This is a genomic window from Acidovorax sp. Root219 (assembly GCF_001428665.1).
Classification (GTDB): Bacteria; Pseudomonadota; Gammaproteobacteria; order Burkholderiales; family Burkholderiaceae_C; genus Acidovorax.
In genome coordinates, this window is record NZ_LMIJ01000016.1 from 24,668 (window position 1) to 42,566 (window position 17,899).

Below are 17,899 nucleotides of genomic sequence, written 5' to 3' on the forward strand. Positions count from 1 at the left end.
CGCGCGACCTGTCACCAGGCCAGTGCGTGAATAAGCAGGCCCAGTACGCAGCCAGCCCAGCCCACCGCGCCAATGCGGCGCGCCCAGCGCAGGCTGCCCTTTGGCCACTGGTTCATGGCCAGCACCAGGCCCCAGCCCAGCACCATCCACGATGCGAGCGCGATGGCGATGCCCGCAGCCGGGCCGGCGGCCATCGTGGCGGCACTGGCCTGCAGCGCCAGCGTGGCCAGCGCCAGGCCCCAGGCCTTGCGCTGCGTTGGCGGGCCGGCGAGGACATCGCCCCAGGCGCGCGTAGCAGTGGCCTGGGCCCAGTGCACCAGGGCCAGCAGGCAGGCGGCGGCCGTGCAGGCCAGGGCGAGCGTGTCGCCCATCATGCGGCAGACTCCGCGCGCTGCCCAGGCCGTGTGGCGTGCACGGAGGAGGCTGCGCGGTGCTTCCATTGGCGGTGCAGCACCGCGATGCCCATGGCCAGGCACAGGGCCGCAGCCCCGCCCCACACTGCCATGCCCGATCGCCAGGCCAGCCCCGCCAGGGCCGCTGCGGCCAGCGCTGCCAGCACGGCGGCGGCGCGTGGCCACCAGGCCTGCAGCATGGCGGCCGGCAGCACCAGGAAGAAGGCCACCAGCAGACCCAGCATGCCGGCCGAGCGCGCCGGCTCGGCCGCCACGATGTGCGCGATGCGAAACGACTCGATGGCCAGCAGGCCCGCCAGCCAGAAAGAAAGGGCCTGCGTGGAGGGCATGGCGGGCCAGTGCCATCCCCCGCGCGCGGCGCGGCGCGGTGGGTGGCTGCCGTTGTCGCGGCGGCGGTTCGCCTGCACCCGCGCCGGGCCAATGAAGGCGGCCAGGCCCGACAGCACGGCGCCCAGTGCCACCAGGCTGGCCAACATGGGCCACTGCAGCGGCGCGCCCAGCACCATGCCCGCCGCGCCGGCCAGCCCCAGCAGCCCGCCGGCCGCGCAGAGCGACACGCGCCACAGCGCCAGGTGGCGTAGCGCCCAGGCCGCGAGCAGCGAGGTGATGAGCCAGGTGGCAATCAGCGTCCACACGGCCCACACCGGCCGCTGCGCCAGCGGCGGCAGGCCGGCGGGTGGCCACAGGTGCATGAGCACGGCCACCAGCACGGCGGCGGGCACGGTGGCGTGCAGCGCGAGGAAGCAGCGCACCACGAAGGAGGCGCAAGGGGCTGCGGCCTGTTTCGTCATGCCTGCAGCCCTGGCGGCCCGCTGGCCTGCTGCCCTGCCGGTTGCGATTCACGCCGCCGCTGCTGGCGCGAGTCCAGCCAGATCAGCGTGCCCGAGATGGACAAAAACGCCGGCGTCATGCCCAGGATGAAGTAGAGCCACTTCAATGCCAGCCCACCGAAGTCGCCGAAGTGCAGCGGCTCCATGAGCCCGTTGACCAGCGACCAGAAGCCCGCCGTGCGCGGGTCCAACGTCTTCTTTGGCGCACCTGTGGCGGCGTTCATGTCCACCCGCGCCGTGCTGGCCAGGTGGCCGGCCAGGGCGCCGGTGAAGCTGGCCTCGGCCGCGCTGGTACCCCAGCGGCGCAGCGACACATAGCGTGCCTCCAGCCCCGGCACGGCCTGCTGCGCGCTGCGGTACAGGGCGTCGAGGGACTGCATTGCCGCGGGCTCGGCGGCCGGTGGTGGCTTGCGCGCGGCGCTGGCGGCTGGCGCGCCCGCCATCACGTATTTGTATCCCTGCTCGAACAGCGGCGCCAACCCCAGCCAGGCCCCCGTGGCCGCGATCAGGACGTGAAAGCCCAGCCCCCAGATGCCGGCGGACTTGTGCAGGTCCGACATCACCACGCGAAAGCTGCGGCCCCAGCGCTGGGTGAACAGCTCAGCCAATATCTTGCGGTGGATCACGATGCCCGTGCCGATCAGCACCAGCATGGCCGCGCCGAGAAAGCCCACGATCCAGCGCGGCCCGAAGAACAAGAACACGTGCAGCATGCGCAGGTACTGGCCGAGCTGGCTGTCCACCGGGCCCATCACGGCGCCCGTGTCCGAGCGCAGGGCCACCTTGGTGCGCTGGCTGGCGGGGGCGCCGCGCTCGCGCACATGGGCGAAGTAGCTGGGGTTGGTGGCGTCGGGCAACGCGATGGTCTCCACCGTGGCGCCCGGGTAGTGCGCCTGCAACTGCGCCAGCACGGTGGCCAGCGGCGCGGGCGGCTCGGTGCGCGGCAACCCCGCCAGCGACGGGTTGGCCCACAGGTCGATCTCGTTCTTGAACACCACCACCGCGCCCGAGAAGCAGACGATGAACATCAACAGCCCCGTGACGATGCCCGCCCACGAGTGCAGGACGAACAGGCGGTTCAGCGTGCGCTGGCTGGTGGGCATGGTGGCGCCGGGTCAGAAGAAGTACGTCAGCCCCAGGCTGAAGTTGCGCGGCAGCGCGGGCGAGACCACGTTGGCGTTGATTGCGCCGTCGTAATACGCCTTGTTGAACAGGTTCTTCACCCCGGCCGTCAGGCGGTAGTTCTCGCCCGCGTAGCTGATGGAGGCATCGGCCACCACGTACGAGGGCAGCGTGAACGGGTACGAGCCGATCTGCTCGCTCACATAGCGCCCGCCCAGGCCCAGCGTGACGCGCTGGTACTGCGGCAGCTTGTAGGTGGCCCAGGCCGTGAGCGTGTGGCGCGGCGTGAGGTTGAGCGGCAGGCCCACGATGGCGGCGTTGTTGTCGCGCGTGACCTTGGTCTGCGTGTAGGTGTAGGCGCTGGTAAGCTTCCAGCCGTTCTTCATATCGGCCCCCAGCTCCACCTCCAGGCCGCGCGCACGCTGCTGGCCGGTCTGCACGCTGAAGCCGGTATTCACCGGGTCGGCCGTGGTCACGTTCTCGCGCACCAGGTCAAAGAGGGCCAGCGCACCCGTGAGCTGGCCGCCCGGGGCCTCGTACTTCAAGCCGGCTTCCCACTGCTTGCCGGTCTCGGGCACAAAGGGCGTGCCGTTGAACGCCAGGCCCGAGGTCGGCAAAAAGGACTCGCCGTAGCTCCCATAGGCGGCCCAGCCGGGCTTGAACTCGTACACCAGGCCGGCCGACAGCGTGGTGGCACTGTCCTTTTGCTGCGTCTGCACGCGCGTGACGCGGTTGTCGATGTCGTTGGTGGACCAGTCGCGGCGCAGGCCCACCAGGGCCGTCCAGCCCTGGCCGAACTTGATCTGGTCCTGCGCATACAGGCCCGCCACCGTGAGCTTGCCGGGCGCGTCGCTGGTCCGCGCCGCAGGGCAGTTGGCCTGCACGCCGTAGGCCGGCGCGAACAGGTCCAGCGCGGCAATGGAGCAGGTGCGGCTGGCCAGCAGGCTGTGGCCGCTGCGCACATCCAGGCCCGTGACCAGTTGGTGCTTTGCGCCCAGCGCCTCGAAGCGCGTGAGCAGCGAGGTGTCGGTGGCCAGCAGGTCGTAGTCCATGGTCTGGCGCGAGGCGCTGCGGTTCTGCAGCCGCTGGTTGGCCTGCAGCGCCTGGTTGGAGACAAAATTGCCCGTGCCCTTCTCGGTCTCGTAGCGCACGTTCTGGCGGAAAGTCATCGCAGGCGAGACCTGGTGCTCCAGCGCGTAGCCCAGCGTGGTGCTCTCCACGTCGTACACACCAAACGCGGGATCACCGGTGAACAGCGTGCGGGACAGCGTGCCGTTGCGGTTGGGCAGCAGCGTGCCATAGGGCGTGATGCCCTGCTGGCGCATCCACTCGCTGCGGCTGTAGGTGGCGAACAGCACCAGATCGGTCTGCGCCCCCAGGTCGATGGAGAGGGACGGCGCGAACCAGCGGTCCTTGCGGTAGACGAACTGCGTCGGGTCGTCGGCATCCGTCACCTGCGCATTGATGCGCAGCGCTGTCTTGCCCGATTCGGACAGCGGCCGGTTCACGTCGGCCTGCAGCGTGCGCTGGCCGAAGCTGCCCACCTCCACCCCCACCTCGCTCAAAGGCTCCTTGCGCGGGCGCTTGCTCACCGCGTTGACGATGCCGCCCGGCTGCACTTGGCCATACAGCACCGAGGCCGAGCCCTTGAGCACCTCGAAGCGCTCATACCCATAAGGCTGCAGCTTGGCCCACATGCCCGGGCTCTGCACCAGGCCATCGACAAGGATGGATTCGGTGGCGCGAAAGCCCCGGATGTTGAGGTCGTCAAAGCCCCGGCGCCCGAAGTTGACAGGGCTCACCCCCGCCACCGTCTGCAGCGCCTGCTGCACATTGGTGATCTGGCGCGACTCCATCTGCTCGCGCGTCACCACGCTGACGGACTGCGGGGTTTCCAACCGCCGCATGGGCGCCTTGCCGGCCGTCTGGGCCTCCACAGGCGCAAAGCCCATGTCCTTTTCGGTGCTGGCGTTGATGCGCACTTCCTGCAGCTGGGGCGCAGTGGTGGCCGGGGCATCGGCGGCAGCTTGTGCAAAGGCGGACTGCGCCAGGCACAGGGCCAGCGGGGTCAGGGCGAACAGGCCGGCGGCACGCGATGGAGAGCGGGTGGGCGAAAGGGCAGGGCGGTGCGTGGCGGTTGCACGCAGGCGCAGCGCTGCGCGTTGGGGCAGGGTGTGCATGGAAAGGGTCCGGGACAGGAGGAGCGGCGGGAGCTGGCGGGCATCCTGACGGGACACTTGGCTTGCTTGAAGATAAGAATTGTAATGCGAATGAATCGCGTTTGCGAAGAATTGTAAAGAGGGGTGGAATCGTCCTCTCGCGTACCACCTTCCGTGGGTCGGTCAGGGCCGCCCGGATTTCATCGGCACTTCAGGCGGGGCCCATTCCATCCCTGCAAGTGCCGATCCATCGCGATGTCTTTGGCCGGCTTGTCTCAGCGCTCTTCACCGCCGACAGGAGGATTGCTGTCTGGCCCTGCATACCCAGGATAGCCGCCGTCGCCGCCCGCCGCCGCAGCCTCCTGCCGCTCCCTGGCCATCTGCTCCGCCAGTTGGCTGCGCCCCTCGCGCGCTACGGCGATCATCTTGGCGCGGTCGCGGTGGTGCGGGTACATGCGGTCGGACAGGGCGATGTTGTGCTCGCGAAAGCGCCGGGTCATCTCACTGGCCTCTTCAGGCGGCAGGCCCATGAGCTCGAGCACCGTGCGGGCGCTGTGCATGCTCGACTCGAACAGCTCGCGCTGCACCAGTGTCACGCCGGCGTCGCGCAGATTGTTCCAGTGCGTGAGGTCGCGCGCGCGGGCCACCACCTGCAGGTGCGGGAAGTGCTTGCGCGCCAGCACGGCGATCTTGACGGACTGCTCGGGGTCGTCCACGGCGATCACCAGGATGCGCGCCTGCCCGGCACCCGCGATGCGCAGCAGGTCGAGCCGGGTGGCGTCGCCGTAGTGCACCCGGTAGCCGAAGGTGCGCGCCACCTCCAGCATTTCCACGCTGTGGTCGAGCACGGTGGTGCGTATGCCCTGCATCAGCATCACGCGCGCCACGATCTGGCCGTAGCGGCCGAAGCCTGCGATCACGATGGGCGCCTCCTGCGGCTCCGAGATCTCGTCGGCCTCGGGCGCCTTGACGTGCGCATAGCGGCGCAGCAGCACGCGGTCCAGCACCACCAGCAGCAAGGGGCTCAGCAGCATCGACAGCGCCACCGCACCGATGAGCAGCGAGGCGGTTTCGGCGGGGAACACCTGGGCGCCGGCGGCGGCCTGGAACACCACGAAGGCGAACTCGCCGCCCTGTGCCAGCAGCAACGTGAACACGGGGCGCTCCTGGTAGGGGATGTTCACCGCGCGCGCCAGCGCATAGATCACCACCGCCTTGCAGGCCAGAAAGCCGAAGAGGATGCCCGCCATGAGCCAGGGTGAGCGCATGAGCACGCCGAAGTCGATGCTCATGCCCACGGCAATGAAGAACAGGCCCAGCAGCAGGCCCTTGAAGGGCTCGATGTCGGCCTCCAGCTCGCGCCGGTACTCGCTGTCGGCCAGCAGCACGCCGGCCAGAAAGGCGCCGAGCGCCATCGACAGCCCGACCATCACCATCAGCATGGCGATGCCCACCACCAGCAGCAGCGCGGCGGCGGTGAAGACCTCGGGCGTCTTGCTCTTGGCGATCCAGCGCAGCACGGGCCGCAGCAGCAGGCGCCCGCCGAGGATGATGGCGGCGATCACGCCGACGATCTTGGCCACCTCCAGCGCCACCTCGCCCGGCGAGTGGCTGGTGCCCGCGCCGGCTGCGGCGCCCAGCAGCGGCAGCAGCGCCAGAATGGGGATGGCCGCCACGTCCTGGAACAGCAAAATCGAAAAGCCTGCCTGCCCGCTGCTGGTGCGCATCAGGTTGCGCTCGGCCAGGCTTTGCAGGGCGATGGCCGTGGACGACAGTGCCAGCCCCAGCGCCCCGACCAGGCCCACGCGCCAGGGCAGGCCCACCAGGCTGGCCAGCACGAAGAGCACCGCCGCGCAGCCCAGCACCTGGGCGCTGCCCATGCCGAAGATGGGGCGGCGCAGCGCCCACAGCCGGCTGGGCTGCAACTCCAGCCCGACGAGAAAGAGCATCAGCACCACGCCGAACTCGGCGAAATGCAATATGTCCTGCACATTGCTCACCAAGGCCAGGCCCCAGGGCCCGATGGCGATGCCGGCCGCCAGGTAGCCGATGATGGCGCCCAGGCCCAGGGCCTTGGCGATGGGCACGGCCAATACGGCGGCCGTGAGGTACAGAAAGCCGTAGGTGAGCCAGGTGGGTGCGTGTTCCATGGGGGCAGGTCGGGCCGGGGGTGGTCTGTTGTGTTGGGGATGTGTGTTCCCTCGGCGTGTACATTTTGGCATCGCTGCGCTTTGCTCTGTTTTTGGTAGCGCAATAGGCCGACATGCTGTGCGGGCCGACCATGGTTGATAAGATACGCGCCCTTGCTTTTGTGTGGTGGTTGCTCCATGGATTTCCAGACTTGGTTGGCTTTTTTCGCGGCCTCGTGCCTGATTGCGGTGTCCCCCGGTTCGGGCGCGGTGCTGTCGATGAGCCATGGCCTGTCGTTCGGCGTGCGCAAGACGGGCGCCACCATCCTCGGGCTGCAACTGGGCCTGCTGCTGATCCTGCTGGTGGCGGGGGCGGGCGTGGGCTCGCTGCTGCTTGCGTCCGAGCTGGCCTTCAGCGTGGTCAAGGTGCTGGGCGCCGGCTACCTGATCTATGTGGGCTTTTGCCAGTGGCGCTCGGGCGATGCCTCGCCGCTGCAAGGCGACGAAGAGGTGCCCGCAGGCACTTGGCAAAAGCGCTGCCTCACCGGCTTTCTGACCAATGCCACCAACCCCAAGGGCATCATTTTCATGGTGGCCGTGCTGCCGCAGTTCATGACCGATAGCCGCCCGCTGTGGACGCAGCTGCTGGTGATGGCTGCCACCACGGTGGCCGTGGACGTGACCGTGATGCACGGCTACGCCGCCGGCGCCAGCGCCATGCGCCGCCTGATGCGCAGCGCCCGGGCCCTGCGTGTGCAGAATCGGGTCTTCGGCGGGCTGTTGATGGCCGTGGGCGCCGGGCTCTTCTTCGTCAAGCGCGGCGGCCAGCACGCATGACGGGCTTGGGTCTTGCTATCGATTGGGTAGCATGACCGGGCGAGTCGGAGTCAGCGCCTGCCTTTGTCTTTCCAGCCGATTTCATTGCCAGACCCAACGCAAGGAGTTTCGTGATGCCAGTGATCGTCGTTGCCAACCCGAAGGGGGGCGTGGGCAAGTCCACGCTGTCGACCAATGTGGCGGGCTACTACGCCAGCCACGGCCACCCCGTGCTGTTGGGCGACACCGACCGCCAGCAATCTGCGCGCCTGTGGCTGGGCCTGCGCCCGCCCGCAGCGCGGCCCATCGGCGTGTGGGACGTCAACTCCGACGTGATCAGCAAGCCGCCCAAGGGCACGACGCATGCGGTGCTCGACACCTCGGCCGGCCTGCACGGCTGGCGCCTGAACGACGTGCTCAAGGTGGCCGACAAGATCATCGTGCCGCTGCAGCCCAGCGTGTTCGACATCTTCGCCACGCGCGAATTTCTGGACCAGTTGGCCGAGCACAAGCGCTCCGCCGGGGTACAGGTGGGCATTGTGGGCATGCGCGTGGATGCGCGCACGCGTGCTGCCGACCAACTGCACCAGTTCGTGGACAACCTCGGGTTTCCGGTGCTGGGCTACCTGCGCGACACGCAGAACTACATTCACCTGGCGGCGCACGGGCTCACGCTGTTCGACGTGGCACCGGGCCGCGTGGCGCGCGACCTGGAGCAGTGGCAGGGCATCTGCGAGTGGCTCGACGCATGAGCGCTGCTCGCCTGAGGGTTATTACCTGTCACCCGGCCGACAAGGCGGGCTGTGGCGCAGCGCTACATTGGTGCCATGAAAATCTTCCGCTCCTACTCCGAAGTCAGCGCCTGCGTGGGCCAGGAGGTCGCCGTGACCGACTGGATCACCATCACGCAGGAACAGGTCAACCTGTTTGCCGAAGCCACGGGCGACCACCAGTGGATCCATGTGGATCCCGAGCGTGCCAAGGCTGGGCCCTTCGGCGCGCCGATTGCGCATGGCTTTCTCACGCTGTCGCTGATTCCGCGCTTCTTCGAGTCGGGCATTGCCATCGAGGGCGCGCGCATGGGCGTCAACTATGGCCTGAACAAGGTGCGCTTCACCTCGCCGGTGCCGGTGGGCAGCCGCGTGCGGGCACGCCTGACCCTGCAGGCCGCAGAGCCGCTGGCGCCGGACGGCATGCAGATGACCTGGCTGGTGACCGTGGAGCGCGAGGGTGGCGACAAGCCCGTGTGCGTGGCCGAGTCGCTGGCCCGCAACTACGGCGCCAAGCCTTGAGGGCAGGGCGCCCGGCGCCCTTTCACCCGGCGCTCTTTCACATTTGGCAGGAGGGCTGAACGATGGACCGCCTGCAAGCCATGAAAGTCTTCGACCGCGTGGTCGACGAGGGCGGCTTTGCCGCCGCCGCCCGCGCGCTCGACATGTCGCCCCCCGTGGTCACGCGCATGGTGGCCGAGCTGGAGCAGCACCTGGGCACGCGGCTGCTGCAGCGCACCACGCGCAAGGTGGCGCTCACCGATGCCGGCGAGGTCTACCTGCAGCGGGTGCGCAGCATCCTCAACGAGATCGACGATGCCGAAGCCGAGGCCGTGGCCAGCACGCGCGACCTGCGCGGCACCATCCGCATCGTGGCGCCGCCGGTGCTCACCACCAACTTCCTCGCGCCGCTGACGGCGCTGTGGCATGCGCGCTACCCCAAGCTGATGCTGGACATCAGCGTGGATTCGCTGGCCCTGCGCCGCATCGACGAGTTCGACGTGACCATCATGGTGGCGGGCGAGGACTTCGACGCCAACATCGTGGCCCGCGCCCTCCTGCATGGCGAGGCCATCGTCGTGGCGTCGCCCGAGTACCTGGCGCGCAAGGGCGTGCCCCAGGTGCCGATGGACCTGCTGCAGCACGAGTACCTGCGCGATACGGGCGCACCCGCACGCTCGGAAATGGGCGGCGGGCGCAAGCTGCGCCTGTACCCGGCCACGGGCGATGCGCCCTCGCAGGAGGTGGATGCGCCGCCGGTGCTGCAGTCGGACAGCAATGGCGTGCTGCTGCGCGCGGCCATCGATGGCGCGGGCGTGGCGGTCACCGCGCGCCTGTTGATCGAGGAGCAATTGGCCAGCGGCGAGCTGGTGCATGTGCTGCCCGAGTGGATCGTTTCGCGCTACACGGTGTATGCCGCGCTGCCCTCGGGTCGCATGCTGCCCGCGCGCACCAAGGTGTTCCTGGACTTCATGTCCGAGCAAGGGCCCCAGGCCATTGCGGACCAAAGGTATCACCCCGGCTGAAGCTGCGCCAGTTCGCTTGGAGAGGGGGCGGCTACAGCGCCAGCGGCGCCGAAGCTGTTCTGGCGCCAGGCCTCGAATACCGACACCGCCACCGCGTTCGACAGGTTCAGGCTGCGCTGCCCGGCGATCATGGGCAGGCGCAGCCGCTGGGCGGGAGGGAAGGTCTCGCGCAGTTCGGGCGGCAGGCCGCGCGTCTCGGCGCCGAACACCAGCCAGTCGCCTGGCAGAAAGCAGTTGTCGAACAGGTCCTGCGATCCATGCGTGGTCATGGCGAACATGCGCGCCGGGTCGGGCTGCGCATCGCGCAGGAAGGCCGTCCAGCCCGCATGGCGCAGCACGGCCGTGTACTCGTGGTAGTCCAGCCCGGCGCGGCGCATCAGCCGGTCTTCCATGGAAAAGCCCAGCGGCTCGATGAGGTGCAGGGTGCACCCCGTGTTGGCCGCCAGCCGGATCACATTGCCGGTGTTGGGCGGAATCTCGGGCTCGACCAGGACGATATGGAACATGGGCGGTATTTTGCTGCGAACCTGGTCCTTTGCGGCCGGGCTTTGTAACAAATCATGGGAGGCTTGCGGTGTGGTCCCGGTGCGGTTCCGTGCGGGCCAACACCAGGGCGCTGATGGATGCCACGCCCGCCTCGCGCAACGTGGTGGCGGCGGCATGCAAGGTGGCGCCGGTGGTCATCACATCGTCGATGAGCACGATGCGCTGGCCCCGCAGGCCGGCGGCCCGGGCGGGCTCCACGGCAAAGGCGCCGCGCAGGTTGCGCAGCCGCTCGGCGCGCGTCAGTTGCGCCTGGTGTACCTTGGTATCGCCCGCCTGCAGCCGCAGCAGCATGGCGGGGTGTGCCTTGTGGGGTGACAACTGCCGGGCCAGCAGCAGGGCCTGGTTGAAGCCCCGCTCCCGCAACCGCTCGGGCGACAAGGGAATGGGCAGCACCAGGTCGGCCGCGTCGAGTGCCTGCGCCAGCCCAGGGCTGCCGCGCATCAGCGCTGCCAGTGTGGCGGCCCAGCCGGGGTCGGCGCGGAACTTGAAATCGGCCAGCACGCCGGACCAGGGGTAGGCGTAGTCCACGGCGGCGAGGCAGCGCTCGAAGACCGGTGGCGCGCGCAGGCAGGCGCCGCACACCGTGACACCCTCGGGCACACGCAGGGCACAGTGGGTGCAGCGCGACACCGGCTGGGCGAAGCGGGCCGTACAGGCCTTGCACACGCGCGTGGCGGGCCAGGCATGACAGACGGCGCACTGGCTGGGCAGGGCGCCGGCCAGCGCAAACCGGTTGGGCAGGGCGCCGGCCAGCGCCCTGAGCCTGCGCCCCACCCCCGATAGCCCTGTGAACGCCTTGAACTGCATGAGTCAATATACTCGTTGGGCCCCCGGTTCCTGCGTGGGGCCCGGTTCCTACGACATGCCCACAGAGCGCCCCCCCACGATCGATCCCCTTGCTGCTGCCCGCTGGCATGCCGCCGCGCCTGCCATGGCCCCCTGGCTCCACGAAGAGGTGGCCCGCCGCATGGAGGACCGCCTGCAGTGGATACGCCAGGCCCCCGCGTCCTGGTGCCACTGGGATCCTGTGCGCGGCGGCCTGCAGGGCCATGCGCTGGTGAGTGCCCGCTATCCCAAGGCCGCCTGCCAGGTGGCCGAGACCGCCGCTCACTGCGTGCCGGTGGCCGAGCAGGCGCTGGCCCGGCCCTGGTGGAGCCCGGCACGCTGGAGCGGCCCGGCGCCGCAGTTCGGCCTGCCGCCCGATGCCAGCGTGCAGATGCTCTGGGCCAACATGGCGCTGCACACGGCGGCCGACCCGCAGGCCCTCATCGGCCAGTGGCACCGCGCGCTGGCGACCGACGGATACCTGATGTTCTCCTGCCTGGGGCCCGACACCGCGCGCGAGCTGCACGGCGTGTATGCCGCGATGGGCTGGCCGCCGGCCGGCCATGCCTTCACCGACATGCACGACTGGGGCGACATGCTGGTGCACGCCGGCTTTGCCGAGCCGGTGATGGACATGGAGCGCATCACGCTCACCTTCGCCACGCCCGAGCGCCTGCTGCAGGAGCTGCGTGAGCTCGGCTGCAACCTGCACCCCGGCCGCTTTGGCGCCTTGCGCGGGCGCGGCTGGCGCAAGCGCATGCACGCGGCCCTGGTGGAGCACCTGGCCGACCCTGCGCAAGACGGGCAGTTGGCACTGACTTTCGAGATCATCTACGGCCATGCCTTCAAGCCTGCGCCGCGCCTGAAAATGAGCGCCAGCAGTGCGGTTTCGCTGCAGGACATGCGGGCCATGCTGGCCACCGGTACAGGTAGAAGTACCGGGTAGGCTCGTGTCAATGACATGGAACAAGGCACGCTACAATTCAGGGTTATTGGGATTTCGGGCATCTTCCCGCGCAACGTAGCGGGCTGCGCATGCCGCGCCAGTGGCTTTTCTGGTGTGGTCTGCAGCCGGCAGTCTTGTGGGCACCTCCGGTGACAGGCTTGGTTTTTCGTTTTGCCACTGTCTCGGGTCAGCGCATCGATTGGCGCCTGGCCCGCAACTGCTCGGTCACCCCCGCGCAGATGGGCTGGATGTACCTGTCGCTGTGTTCGGTTTCGCTGGGCATTGCAACGTTCTTCTGGATGCTCGGAGCCCGTCTGGTCATGCCCTTCGCGTGGCTGGAGATGGTGGTTGTTGGATTGGCATTCGCCATGTACGGACGTCATGCGGCCGATGGCGAGAGGATTTCACTGCAGGGCTCGCGCCTGGTGGTGGAGTTGGAGACAGCAGGCAAGCTCGAGCGTGCCGAATTCGACCGGAACTGGGTTCGCGTGGAACCCAAGACCGGCGACCGGTCGCTGATCACCTTGTCTGCACAGGGCCGATCGGTGGAAGTGGGGCGCTACGTGCGCCCCGAACTTCGGCCGGCCCTGGCATCGGAGATACGCATGGCCTTGCGCGCAGCCTGACCCCACGCAGGCGCGCCAGCAGGGATTGGTTAATTTGAGGCTTAGAAGTAAATGAGAACTATGAAGAGCATTTCCAACAAGCTGGCTTCTCTGCTCCTGATCGCCGGTGCATGGGTGGGCGGCGTGGCCCATGCCGTTCAAGACCTGCCTGGCGGTCCCGCAGTCAACCAGCTCAATCTGCACCCCCCTGTCACCAGGATTGCAGAGGAGCAGCATTTCCTGCACTGGATGATGCTGGTCATCTGCACGGTGATCTTCGTAGCCGTCTTCGCCGTGATGTTCTATTCCATCTGGAAGCATCGCAAGTCCAAAGGCGCCAAGGCGGCCAATTTCCATGAGTCCGTGACCGTGGAAGTGGTCTGGACCATCATCCCCTTCATCATCGTGATCCTCATGGCCCTGCCCGCCACCAAGGTGCTGGTGGCCCAGAAGGACACGACCAATGCCGACCTGACCATCAAGACCACGGGCTACCAGTGGAAGTGGGGCTACGACTACATCACCGGCGAGGGTGAGGGCCTGGCCTTCATCTCCACGCTGGACAGCAGCCACCGCGTGATGTCCGACAGCGGCAACGTCAAGGACGCGCCCGCCGACTACCTGCTCAAGGTGGACAACCCGATGGTGGTGCCAGTCAACAAGAAGATCCGCATCATCACCACCGCCAACGATGTGATCCACGCCTTCATGGTGCCCGCCTTCGGCATCAAGCAGGATGCGATCCCCGGCTTCGTGCGTGACACCTGGTTCCGCGCCGAGAAGATCGGCGACTACTACGGCCAGTGCGCCGAGCTGTGCGGCAAGGAGCACGCCTACATGCCCATCCATGTGAAGGTCGTGTCCGCCGAGGACTACACCACCTGGGTGGCTGCCCAGAAGAAGAAGGCCGCCGCCAAGCTTGACGACCCGACCAAGGTCTGGACGCTGGAAGATATCACCAAGCGTGGCGAGAAGGTCTACGCGGCCAACTGCGCCGCCTGCCACCAGGCCAACGGCAAGGGTGCCGGCCCGATCAAGCCCCTGGACGGCTCGGCCATCGTGCTCGACACCGACCATGCCAAGCAGATCCAGATCCTGCTCAAGGGCGCGGCCAACGGCGCCATGCCTTCGTGGGCGCAACTGAGCGACACGGACATCGCCGCCGTGGTCAGCTACACCAAGAACAACTGGTCCAACAAGACCGGTCAGCTGGTGCAGCCTGCTGAAGTCCTGGCCCAGCGTGGCAAGTAATCACCGCCCCATCGCATTGAGGAATACAAAATGAGCGCAGTTCTCGACGACAAGCATGGGCACGCAGGCGACCACGCACACGACGACCATGGCCACCACGGCCCCACCGGCTGGCGCCGCTGGGTGTACGCCACCAACCACAAGGACATCGGTACCCTGTACCTGCTGTTCGCCTTCACCATGCTCATGGTCGGCGGCGTCCTGGCCCTCTTGATCCGCGCCGAGCTGTTCCAGCCCGGCCTGCAGCTGGTGAACCCCGAGCTGTTCAACCAGCTGACCACCATGCACGGCCTGATCATGGTGTTCGGCGCCATCATGCCGGCCTTCGTGGGCTTCGCGAACTGGATGATCCCGCTGCAGATCGGCGCATCCGACATGGCCTTCGCGCGCATGAACAACTTCAGCTTCTGGCTGATGATCCCGGCAGCGCTGATGCTGGTGAGTTCGTTCTTCATGCCCGGCGGCGCCCCTGCTGCCGGCTGGACGCTGTACGCACCGCTGACCCTGCAGATGGGCCCCTCCATGGATGCCGGCATCTTCGCCATGCACATCCTGGGCGCCTCGTCCATCATGGGCTCGATCAACATCATCGTCACCATCCTGAACATGCGCGCCCCCGGCATGACGCTGATGAAGATGCCCATGTTCGCCTGGACCTGGCTGATCACCGCCTACCTGCTGATCGCCGTGATGCCCGTGCTGGCCGGCGCCATCACCATGACGCTGACGGACCGCCACTTCGGCACCAGCTTCTTCAACCCCGCCGGCGGCGGCGACCCGGTGATGTACCAGCACATCTTCTGGTTCTTCGGCCACCCCGAGGTGTACATCATGATCTTGCCGGCCTTCGGCATCGTCAGCCAGATCGTGCCCGCCTTCGCGCGCAAGAAGCTGTTCGGCTACGCCTCCATGGTGTATGCCACCTCGTCCATCGCCATCCTGTCGTTCATCGTGTGGGCCCACCACATGTTCACGACCGGCATGCCCGTGACCGGCCAGTTGTTCTTCATGTACGCCACCATGCTGATCTCGGTGCCCACGGCCGTGAAGATCTTCAACTGGATCGCCACCATGTGGCGCGGCTCCATGACGTTCGAGACCCCCATGCTGTTCGCCGTGGGTTTCATCTTCGTGTTCACCATGGGTGGTTTCACCGGCCTGATCCTGGCCATGGCGCCCATCGACATCCAGCTGCAGGACACCTACTACGTGGTGGCCCACTTCCACTACGTGCTGGTGGCCGGCTCGCTGTTCTCGATGTTCGCAGGCGTGTACTACTGGCTGCCCAAGTGGACCGGCCACATGTACTCCGAAACGCGCGGCCAGATCCACTTCTGGGGCTCGCTGATCACCTTCAACGTGACCTTCTTCCCGATGCACTTCCTGGGCCTGGCCGGTATGCCCCGCCGCTATGCCGACTACCCCATGCAGTTTGCCGACTTCAACGCCATCGCTTCGGTGGGCGCCTTCGGCTTCGGGCTGATGCAGGTGTACTTCTTCCTGGCCGTGGTGCTGCCTGCCATGATGGGCAAGGGCCCTGCTGCCCCCGCCAAGCCATGGGACGGCGCCGAGGGCCTGGAATGGGAAGTGCCATCGCCCGCACCGTTCCACACCTTCGAGACCCCACCCAAGCTGGACGCCACGGCAACCCGCGTGATCGGCTGAACACCATGCCCATGACCCCCGAACAAAAGAAGAGCAACCTGCGCCTGGGCCTGATCCTGGCCTCCGTGGCTGCGGTGTTCTTCATCGGGTTCATGGTCAAGATGGTCCTCCTGTCCTCGCGCTGAAGAGAAGACACAGGGCTCCATGCCATGAACCTGCGCCACGAAAACGCCAAGATGGTGGGCAAGCTGCTGGTGATTGCGGCCGGCATGTTCGCCTTTGGCTACGTGCTGATCCCCATCTACAAGCACATCTGCGAGATGACGGGGATCAACATCCTGTCGCTGTCCGAGCGCCAGGTGCCCGGCAACGGCGTGGCCGGCAAGGATGTGAAGGTGCCCGCCAACACGCAAGTGGACAAGAGCCGCACCATCACCGTCGAGTTCGACGCCAATTCGCGCGGGCCGTGGGACTTCAAGCCCGCGCAGCGCTCGGTGCAGGTGCACCCCGGCGAGCTGACGACGGTGATGTACGAGTTCCAGAACGTGCAGAACCGCCGCATGGCCGCCCAGGCCATCCCCAGCTACGCACCGCGCCAGGCGGCAGCGCACTTCAACAAGCTGGAGTGCTTCTGCTTCAACCAGTATGTGCTGGAGCCCGGCGAGAAGAAGGAATGGCCCGTCGCCTTCGTGATCGACCCGCGCCTGTCCAAGGACGTCACGACGATCACGCTGTCCTACACCTTCTTCGAGGTGGGTGGCAAGACGCCTGCGGCGCCCGAATCCACGGCTGCAGCGCCCGCGCTGCAGCACCCTGCCGTCGAAGGAGCCGGATCATGACCGACAAGCCTCTACCGCACCCCGCTGAGCCCGTGGCACCCTCGCCGGTGCAGCGCAAGGGTTCGCTGCTGCGCACCATCCGTGCGGTGGCCTGGTCGTTCATCGGGCTGCGCAAGGGCAGCGAATATGCGCAGGACGTCGAGAAGCTCAACCCGGTGCACATCATCGTGGTCGGGCTGGTGGCGGTGTTCCTGCTGGTGATTTCATTGATCACGCTGGTGAACGTCATTGTCTGACGCTGCCAGCCAAGTGTTCCCGCGATTACGATAACAAAAGATTTTGAGATTCAGGAGCTGAAATGAGTGCATCGACCCACGGAACGACCCCGTACTACTACGTGCCCGCCGAGTCGCGCCACCCGGTGATGGCGGCCATCGGCCTGTTCTTCGTGATCTTGGGCGCTGGCCAGTGGATCAACGGCCACGACTGGGGCAAGTACTCCCTGCTGCTGGGCATGGTCTGGTGGCTGTTCGTGCTGTACCAGTGGTTCGGCGACGCCATCCGCGAAAGCCAGGGCGGCCTGTACGGCCACAAGATCGACCTGTCGTACCGCTGGAGCATGAGCTGGTTCATCTTCTCCGAAGTGATGTTCTTCGGCGCCTTCTTCTCGGCCCTGTGGTGGGCGCGCGCGCACTCGGTGCCGGCCCTGGGCAGCCTGGACAACGCGCTGCTGTGGCCCGACTTCAAGGCCGTGTGGCCCAGCCTTGCCGCCGGCGTCACGGCATCGCCCGCCGGCATCGTCGAGCCCTTCCAGACCGTGGGCCCCTTCTGGCTACCCACCATCAACACCGCGCTGCTGCTGACCTCGGGCGTGACGCTGACCATCGCCCACCACGCCCTGCGTGAGAACCACCGCGGCAAGACCATCGCCTTCATGTGGGCCACCGTGCTGCTGGGCTTCGTCTTCCTGTGCGTGCAGGGCTATGAGTATTACCACCTGTACACCGACCTGAACCTCAAGCTCAGCTCCGGCGTGTTCGGCTCCACCTTCTTCATGCTGACCGGGTTCCACGGCTTCCACGTGTTCCTGGGCATGCTGATGCTGCTGTTCATCACCCTGCGCCTGCAAAAGGGCCATTTCACCCCCGAAAAGCACTTCGGCTTCGAAGGCGCCGCCTGGTACTGGCACTTCGTGGACGTGGTCTGGCTCGGCCTGTACGTTCTGGTCTACTGGATGTAATCCGGCGCGGCCTCCAAAGAAAAAAGCGCCGCGAGGCGCTTTTTTTGTGCCGGCCGAAGCCCGCGAAGGCGTTCCGTTCCGTCGGCCTTCAGCGCGAGGCGGCAGGCAGCCCGGTGGGCTGGATGTAGCCCAGCTGCCATGCGACGAGAATACACAGGAACAGCGCGATGGACAACCCCACCCTTATGGCCAGCGCCCACGCCATGCGGTGGCCCTTGGCCTTGTCGGCGCCGGCATCCTTGCCGCCACGCATCATGAAGAACAGGGCCGAGGCCAGGCTGGCCAGAATGGCGATGAAGGCCAGCACAACGAGGTATTTCATGGAGCACATTATCCT

20 protein-coding genes are annotated in these 17,899 nt (G+C 67.2%); 12 read left to right on the forward strand and 8 right to left on the reverse strand.

The genetic code is table 11. The features are described 5' to 3' along the window. Window positions 1–11: 11 nt before the first annotated feature. The 5 genes from ASE28_RS18375 to kefC all read right to left on the reverse strand — a co-directional run bounded on the left by ASE28_RS18375 (window position 12) and on the right by kefC (window position 6,674). Complete coding sequence (locus ASE28_RS18375; RefSeq protein WP_235516162.1) at window positions 12–374, reverse strand: hypothetical protein; 363 nt, start codon at window positions 372–374, stop codon at window positions 12–14. Beyond that, window positions 371–1,204 carry a hypothetical protein gene (locus ASE28_RS18380; RefSeq protein WP_057267932.1) on the reverse strand — a complete coding sequence of 278 codons (834 nt, stop codon included), beginning with the start codon at window positions 1,202–1,204 and terminating at the stop codon, window positions 371–373. Before ASE28_RS18380 ends, ASE28_RS18375 begins: the two co-directional genes overlap by 4 nt. Further along, on the reverse strand, window positions 1,201–2,346 hold the full coding sequence (locus ASE28_RS18385) for a PepSY domain-containing protein (protein ID WP_057267933.1): 1,146 nt from the start codon (window positions 2,344–2,346) through the stop codon (window positions 1,201–1,203). Before ASE28_RS18385 ends, ASE28_RS18380 begins: the two co-directional genes overlap by 4 nt. Window positions 2,347–2,358: 12 nt before the next feature. Then, window positions 2,359–4,545, reverse strand: coding sequence for a TonB-dependent siderophore receptor (locus tag ASE28_RS18390; RefSeq protein ID WP_082608134.1), 2,187 nt, complete (start codon window positions 4,543–4,545; stop codon window positions 2,359–2,361). 254 nt (window positions 4,546–4,799) lie between these two features. After that, window positions 4,800–6,674, reverse strand: coding sequence for a glutathione-regulated potassium-efflux system protein KefC (gene kefC / locus ASE28_RS18395; RefSeq protein WP_057267934.1), 1,875 nt, complete (start codon window positions 6,672–6,674; stop codon window positions 4,800–4,802). 177 nt (window positions 6,675–6,851) lie between these two features. Here kefC and ASE28_RS18400 point away from each other — a divergent pair, with 177 nt between their 5' ends. The 4 genes from ASE28_RS18400 (at window position 6,852) to ASE28_RS18415 (ending at window position 9,765) form a co-directional block, all read left to right on the forward strand. After that, the gene (locus tag ASE28_RS18400; protein WP_057267935.1) at window positions 6,852–7,490 is read left to right on the forward strand and encodes a LysE family transporter; all 639 of its coding nucleotides are present in this window, start codon (window positions 6,852–6,854) and stop codon (window positions 7,488–7,490) included. 113 nt (window positions 7,491–7,603) lie between these two features. Next, entirely contained in the window at window positions 7,604–8,221 is a 618-nt protein-coding gene (locus ASE28_RS18405) for a ParA family protein (protein ID WP_057267936.1), read from the forward strand. A gap of 75 nt (window positions 8,222–8,296) precedes the next feature. Then, the gene (locus ASE28_RS18410; RefSeq protein ID WP_057202490.1) at window positions 8,297–8,761 is read left to right on the forward strand and encodes a MaoC family dehydratase; all 465 of its coding nucleotides are present in this window, start codon (window positions 8,297–8,299) and stop codon (window positions 8,759–8,761) included. Window positions 8,762–8,823: 62 nt separating this feature from the next. Continuing rightward, complete coding sequence (locus tag ASE28_RS18415) at window positions 8,824–9,765, forward strand: LysR family transcriptional regulator (protein ID WP_057201830.1); 942 nt, start codon at window positions 8,824–8,826, stop codon at window positions 9,763–9,765. On the opposite strand, the gene ASE28_RS18420 is transcribed toward ASE28_RS18415, so the two are convergent. Beyond that, window positions 9,753–10,271, reverse strand: a complete 519-nt coding sequence (locus ASE28_RS18420; RefSeq protein WP_057201831.1) for a tRNA (cytidine(34)-2'-O)-methyltransferase — start codon at window positions 10,269–10,271, stop codon at window positions 9,753–9,755. The genes ASE28_RS18415 and ASE28_RS18420 overlap by 13 nt on opposite strands. A 52-nt stretch (window positions 10,272–10,323) precedes the next feature. Continuing rightward, entirely contained in the window at window positions 10,324–11,118 is a 795-nt protein-coding gene (locus ASE28_RS18425; RefSeq protein WP_057267937.1) for a ComF family protein, read from the reverse strand. Between the two features lie 55 nt (window positions 11,119–11,173). Here ASE28_RS18425 and ASE28_RS18430 point away from each other — a divergent pair, with 55 nt between their 5' ends. From ASE28_RS18430 to ASE28_RS18460, 8 genes are all read left to right on the forward strand, one after another. Beyond that, window positions 11,174–12,082: a hypothetical protein gene (locus ASE28_RS18430; RefSeq protein ID WP_057268017.1), complete on the forward strand. Its 909-nt coding sequence runs from the start codon at window positions 11,174–11,176 to the stop codon at window positions 12,080–12,082. Window positions 12,083–12,171: 89 nt separating this feature from the next. Further along, complete coding sequence (locus ASE28_RS18435; RefSeq protein ID WP_235516163.1) at window positions 12,172–12,708, forward strand: DUF2244 domain-containing protein; 537 nt, start codon at window positions 12,172–12,174, stop codon at window positions 12,706–12,708. A gap of 60 nt (window positions 12,709–12,768) precedes the next feature. After that, on the forward strand, window positions 12,769–13,938 hold the full coding sequence (gene coxB, locus ASE28_RS18440; protein ID WP_057201834.1) for a cytochrome c oxidase subunit II: 1,170 nt from the start codon (window positions 12,769–12,771) through the stop codon (window positions 13,936–13,938). A 30-nt stretch (window positions 13,939–13,968) separates the two neighbouring features. Further along, window positions 13,969–15,603: a cytochrome c oxidase subunit I gene (gene ctaD / locus ASE28_RS18445; RefSeq protein WP_057201835.1), complete on the forward strand. Its 1,635-nt coding sequence runs from the start codon at window positions 13,969–13,971 to the stop codon at window positions 15,601–15,603. Window positions 15,604–15,614: 11 nt separating this feature from the next. Continuing rightward, entirely contained in the window at window positions 15,615–15,728 is a 114-nt protein-coding gene (locus ASE28_RS33125; RefSeq protein ID WP_218885856.1) for a cytochrome oxidase small assembly protein, read from the forward strand. A gap of 24 nt (window positions 15,729–15,752) precedes the next feature. Then, window positions 15,753–16,382 carry a cytochrome c oxidase assembly protein gene (locus tag ASE28_RS18450; protein WP_057201836.1) on the forward strand — a complete coding sequence of 210 codons (630 nt, stop codon included), beginning with the start codon at window positions 15,753–15,755 and terminating at the stop codon, window positions 16,380–16,382. Beyond that, window positions 16,379–16,618, forward strand: coding sequence for a DUF2970 domain-containing protein (locus tag ASE28_RS18455; protein ID WP_057201837.1), 240 nt, complete (start codon window positions 16,379–16,381; stop codon window positions 16,616–16,618). The genes ASE28_RS18450 and ASE28_RS18455 overlap by 4 nt, the downstream gene beginning before the upstream one ends. 62 nt (window positions 16,619–16,680) lie before the next feature. Further along, on the forward strand, window positions 16,681–17,562 hold the full coding sequence (locus ASE28_RS18460; protein WP_057201838.1) for a cytochrome c oxidase subunit 3: 882 nt from the start codon (window positions 16,681–16,683) through the stop codon (window positions 17,560–17,562). Window positions 17,563–17,650: 88 nt separating this feature from the next. On the opposite strand, the gene ASE28_RS18465 is transcribed toward ASE28_RS18460, so the two are convergent. Beyond that, complete coding sequence (locus ASE28_RS18465; RefSeq protein WP_057201839.1) at window positions 17,651–17,884, reverse strand: twin transmembrane helix small protein; 234 nt, start codon at window positions 17,882–17,884, stop codon at window positions 17,651–17,653. Window positions 17,885–17,899: the final 15 nt, after the last annotated feature.

Excerpts from the sequence above, each read along its gene's own strand:
- ASE28_RS18375 (WP_235516162.1), bottom strand. The coding sequence starts at position 374 with ATGATGGGCGACACGCTCGCCCTGGCCTGCACGGCCGCCGCCTGCCTG.
- ASE28_RS18420 (WP_057201831.1), bottom strand. The coding sequence starts at position 10,271 with ATGTTCCATATCGTCCTGGTCGAGCCCGAGATTCCGCCCAACACCGGC.
- ASE28_RS18415 (WP_057201830.1), top strand. The coding sequence starts at position 8,824 with ATGGACCGCCTGCAAGCCATGAAAGTCTTCGACCGCGTGGTCGACGAG.
- coxB (WP_057201834.1), top strand. The coding sequence starts at position 12,769 with ATGAAGAGCATTTCCAACAAGCTGGCTTCTCTGCTCCTGATCGCCGGT.
- ASE28_RS18390 (WP_082608134.1), bottom strand. The coding sequence starts at position 4,545 with ATGCACACCCTGCCCCAACGCGCAGCGCTGCGCCTGCGTGCAACCGCC.
- kefC (WP_057267934.1), bottom strand. The coding sequence starts at position 6,674 with ATGGAACACGCACCCACCTGGCTCACCTACGGCTTTCTGTACCTCACG.
- ctaD (WP_057201835.1), top strand. The coding sequence starts at position 13,969 with ATGAGCGCAGTTCTCGACGACAAGCATGGGCACGCAGGCGACCACGCA.
- ASE28_RS18380 (WP_057267932.1), bottom strand. The coding sequence starts at position 1,204 with ATGACGAAACAGGCCGCAGCCCCTTGCGCCTCCTTCGTGGTGCGCTGC.
- ASE28_RS18455 (WP_057201837.1), top strand. The coding sequence starts at position 16,379 with ATGACCGACAAGCCTCTACCGCACCCCGCTGAGCCCGTGGCACCCTCG.
- ASE28_RS18385 (WP_057267933.1), bottom strand. The coding sequence starts at position 2,346 with ATGCCCACCAGCCAGCGCACGCTGAACCGCCTGTTCGTCCTGCACTCG.
- ASE28_RS18430 (WP_057268017.1), top strand. The coding sequence starts at position 11,174 with ATGCCCACAGAGCGCCCCCCCACGATCGATCCCCTTGCTGCTGCCCGC.
- ASE28_RS18460 (WP_057201838.1), top strand. The coding sequence starts at position 16,681 with ATGAGTGCATCGACCCACGGAACGACCCCGTACTACTACGTGCCCGCC.
- ASE28_RS18450 (WP_057201836.1), top strand. The coding sequence starts at position 15,753 with ATGAACCTGCGCCACGAAAACGCCAAGATGGTGGGCAAGCTGCTGGTG.
- ASE28_RS18400 (WP_057267935.1), top strand. The coding sequence starts at position 6,852 with ATGGATTTCCAGACTTGGTTGGCTTTTTTCGCGGCCTCGTGCCTGATT.
- ASE28_RS33125 (WP_218885856.1), top strand. The coding sequence starts at position 15,615 with ATGACCCCCGAACAAAAGAAGAGCAACCTGCGCCTGGGCCTGATCCTG.
- ASE28_RS18405 (WP_057267936.1), top strand. The coding sequence starts at position 7,604 with ATGCCAGTGATCGTCGTTGCCAACCCGAAGGGGGGCGTGGGCAAGTCC.
- ASE28_RS18465 (WP_057201839.1), bottom strand. The coding sequence starts at position 17,884 with ATGAAATACCTCGTTGTGCTGGCCTTCATCGCCATTCTGGCCAGCCTG.
- ASE28_RS18435 (WP_235516163.1), top strand. The coding sequence starts at position 12,172 with ATGCCGCGCCAGTGGCTTTTCTGGTGTGGTCTGCAGCCGGCAGTCTTG.
- ASE28_RS18410 (WP_057202490.1), top strand. The coding sequence starts at position 8,297 with ATGAAAATCTTCCGCTCCTACTCCGAAGTCAGCGCCTGCGTGGGCCAG.
- ASE28_RS18425 (WP_057267937.1), bottom strand. The coding sequence starts at position 11,118 with ATGCAGTTCAAGGCGTTCACAGGGCTATCGGGGGTGGGGCGCAGGCTC.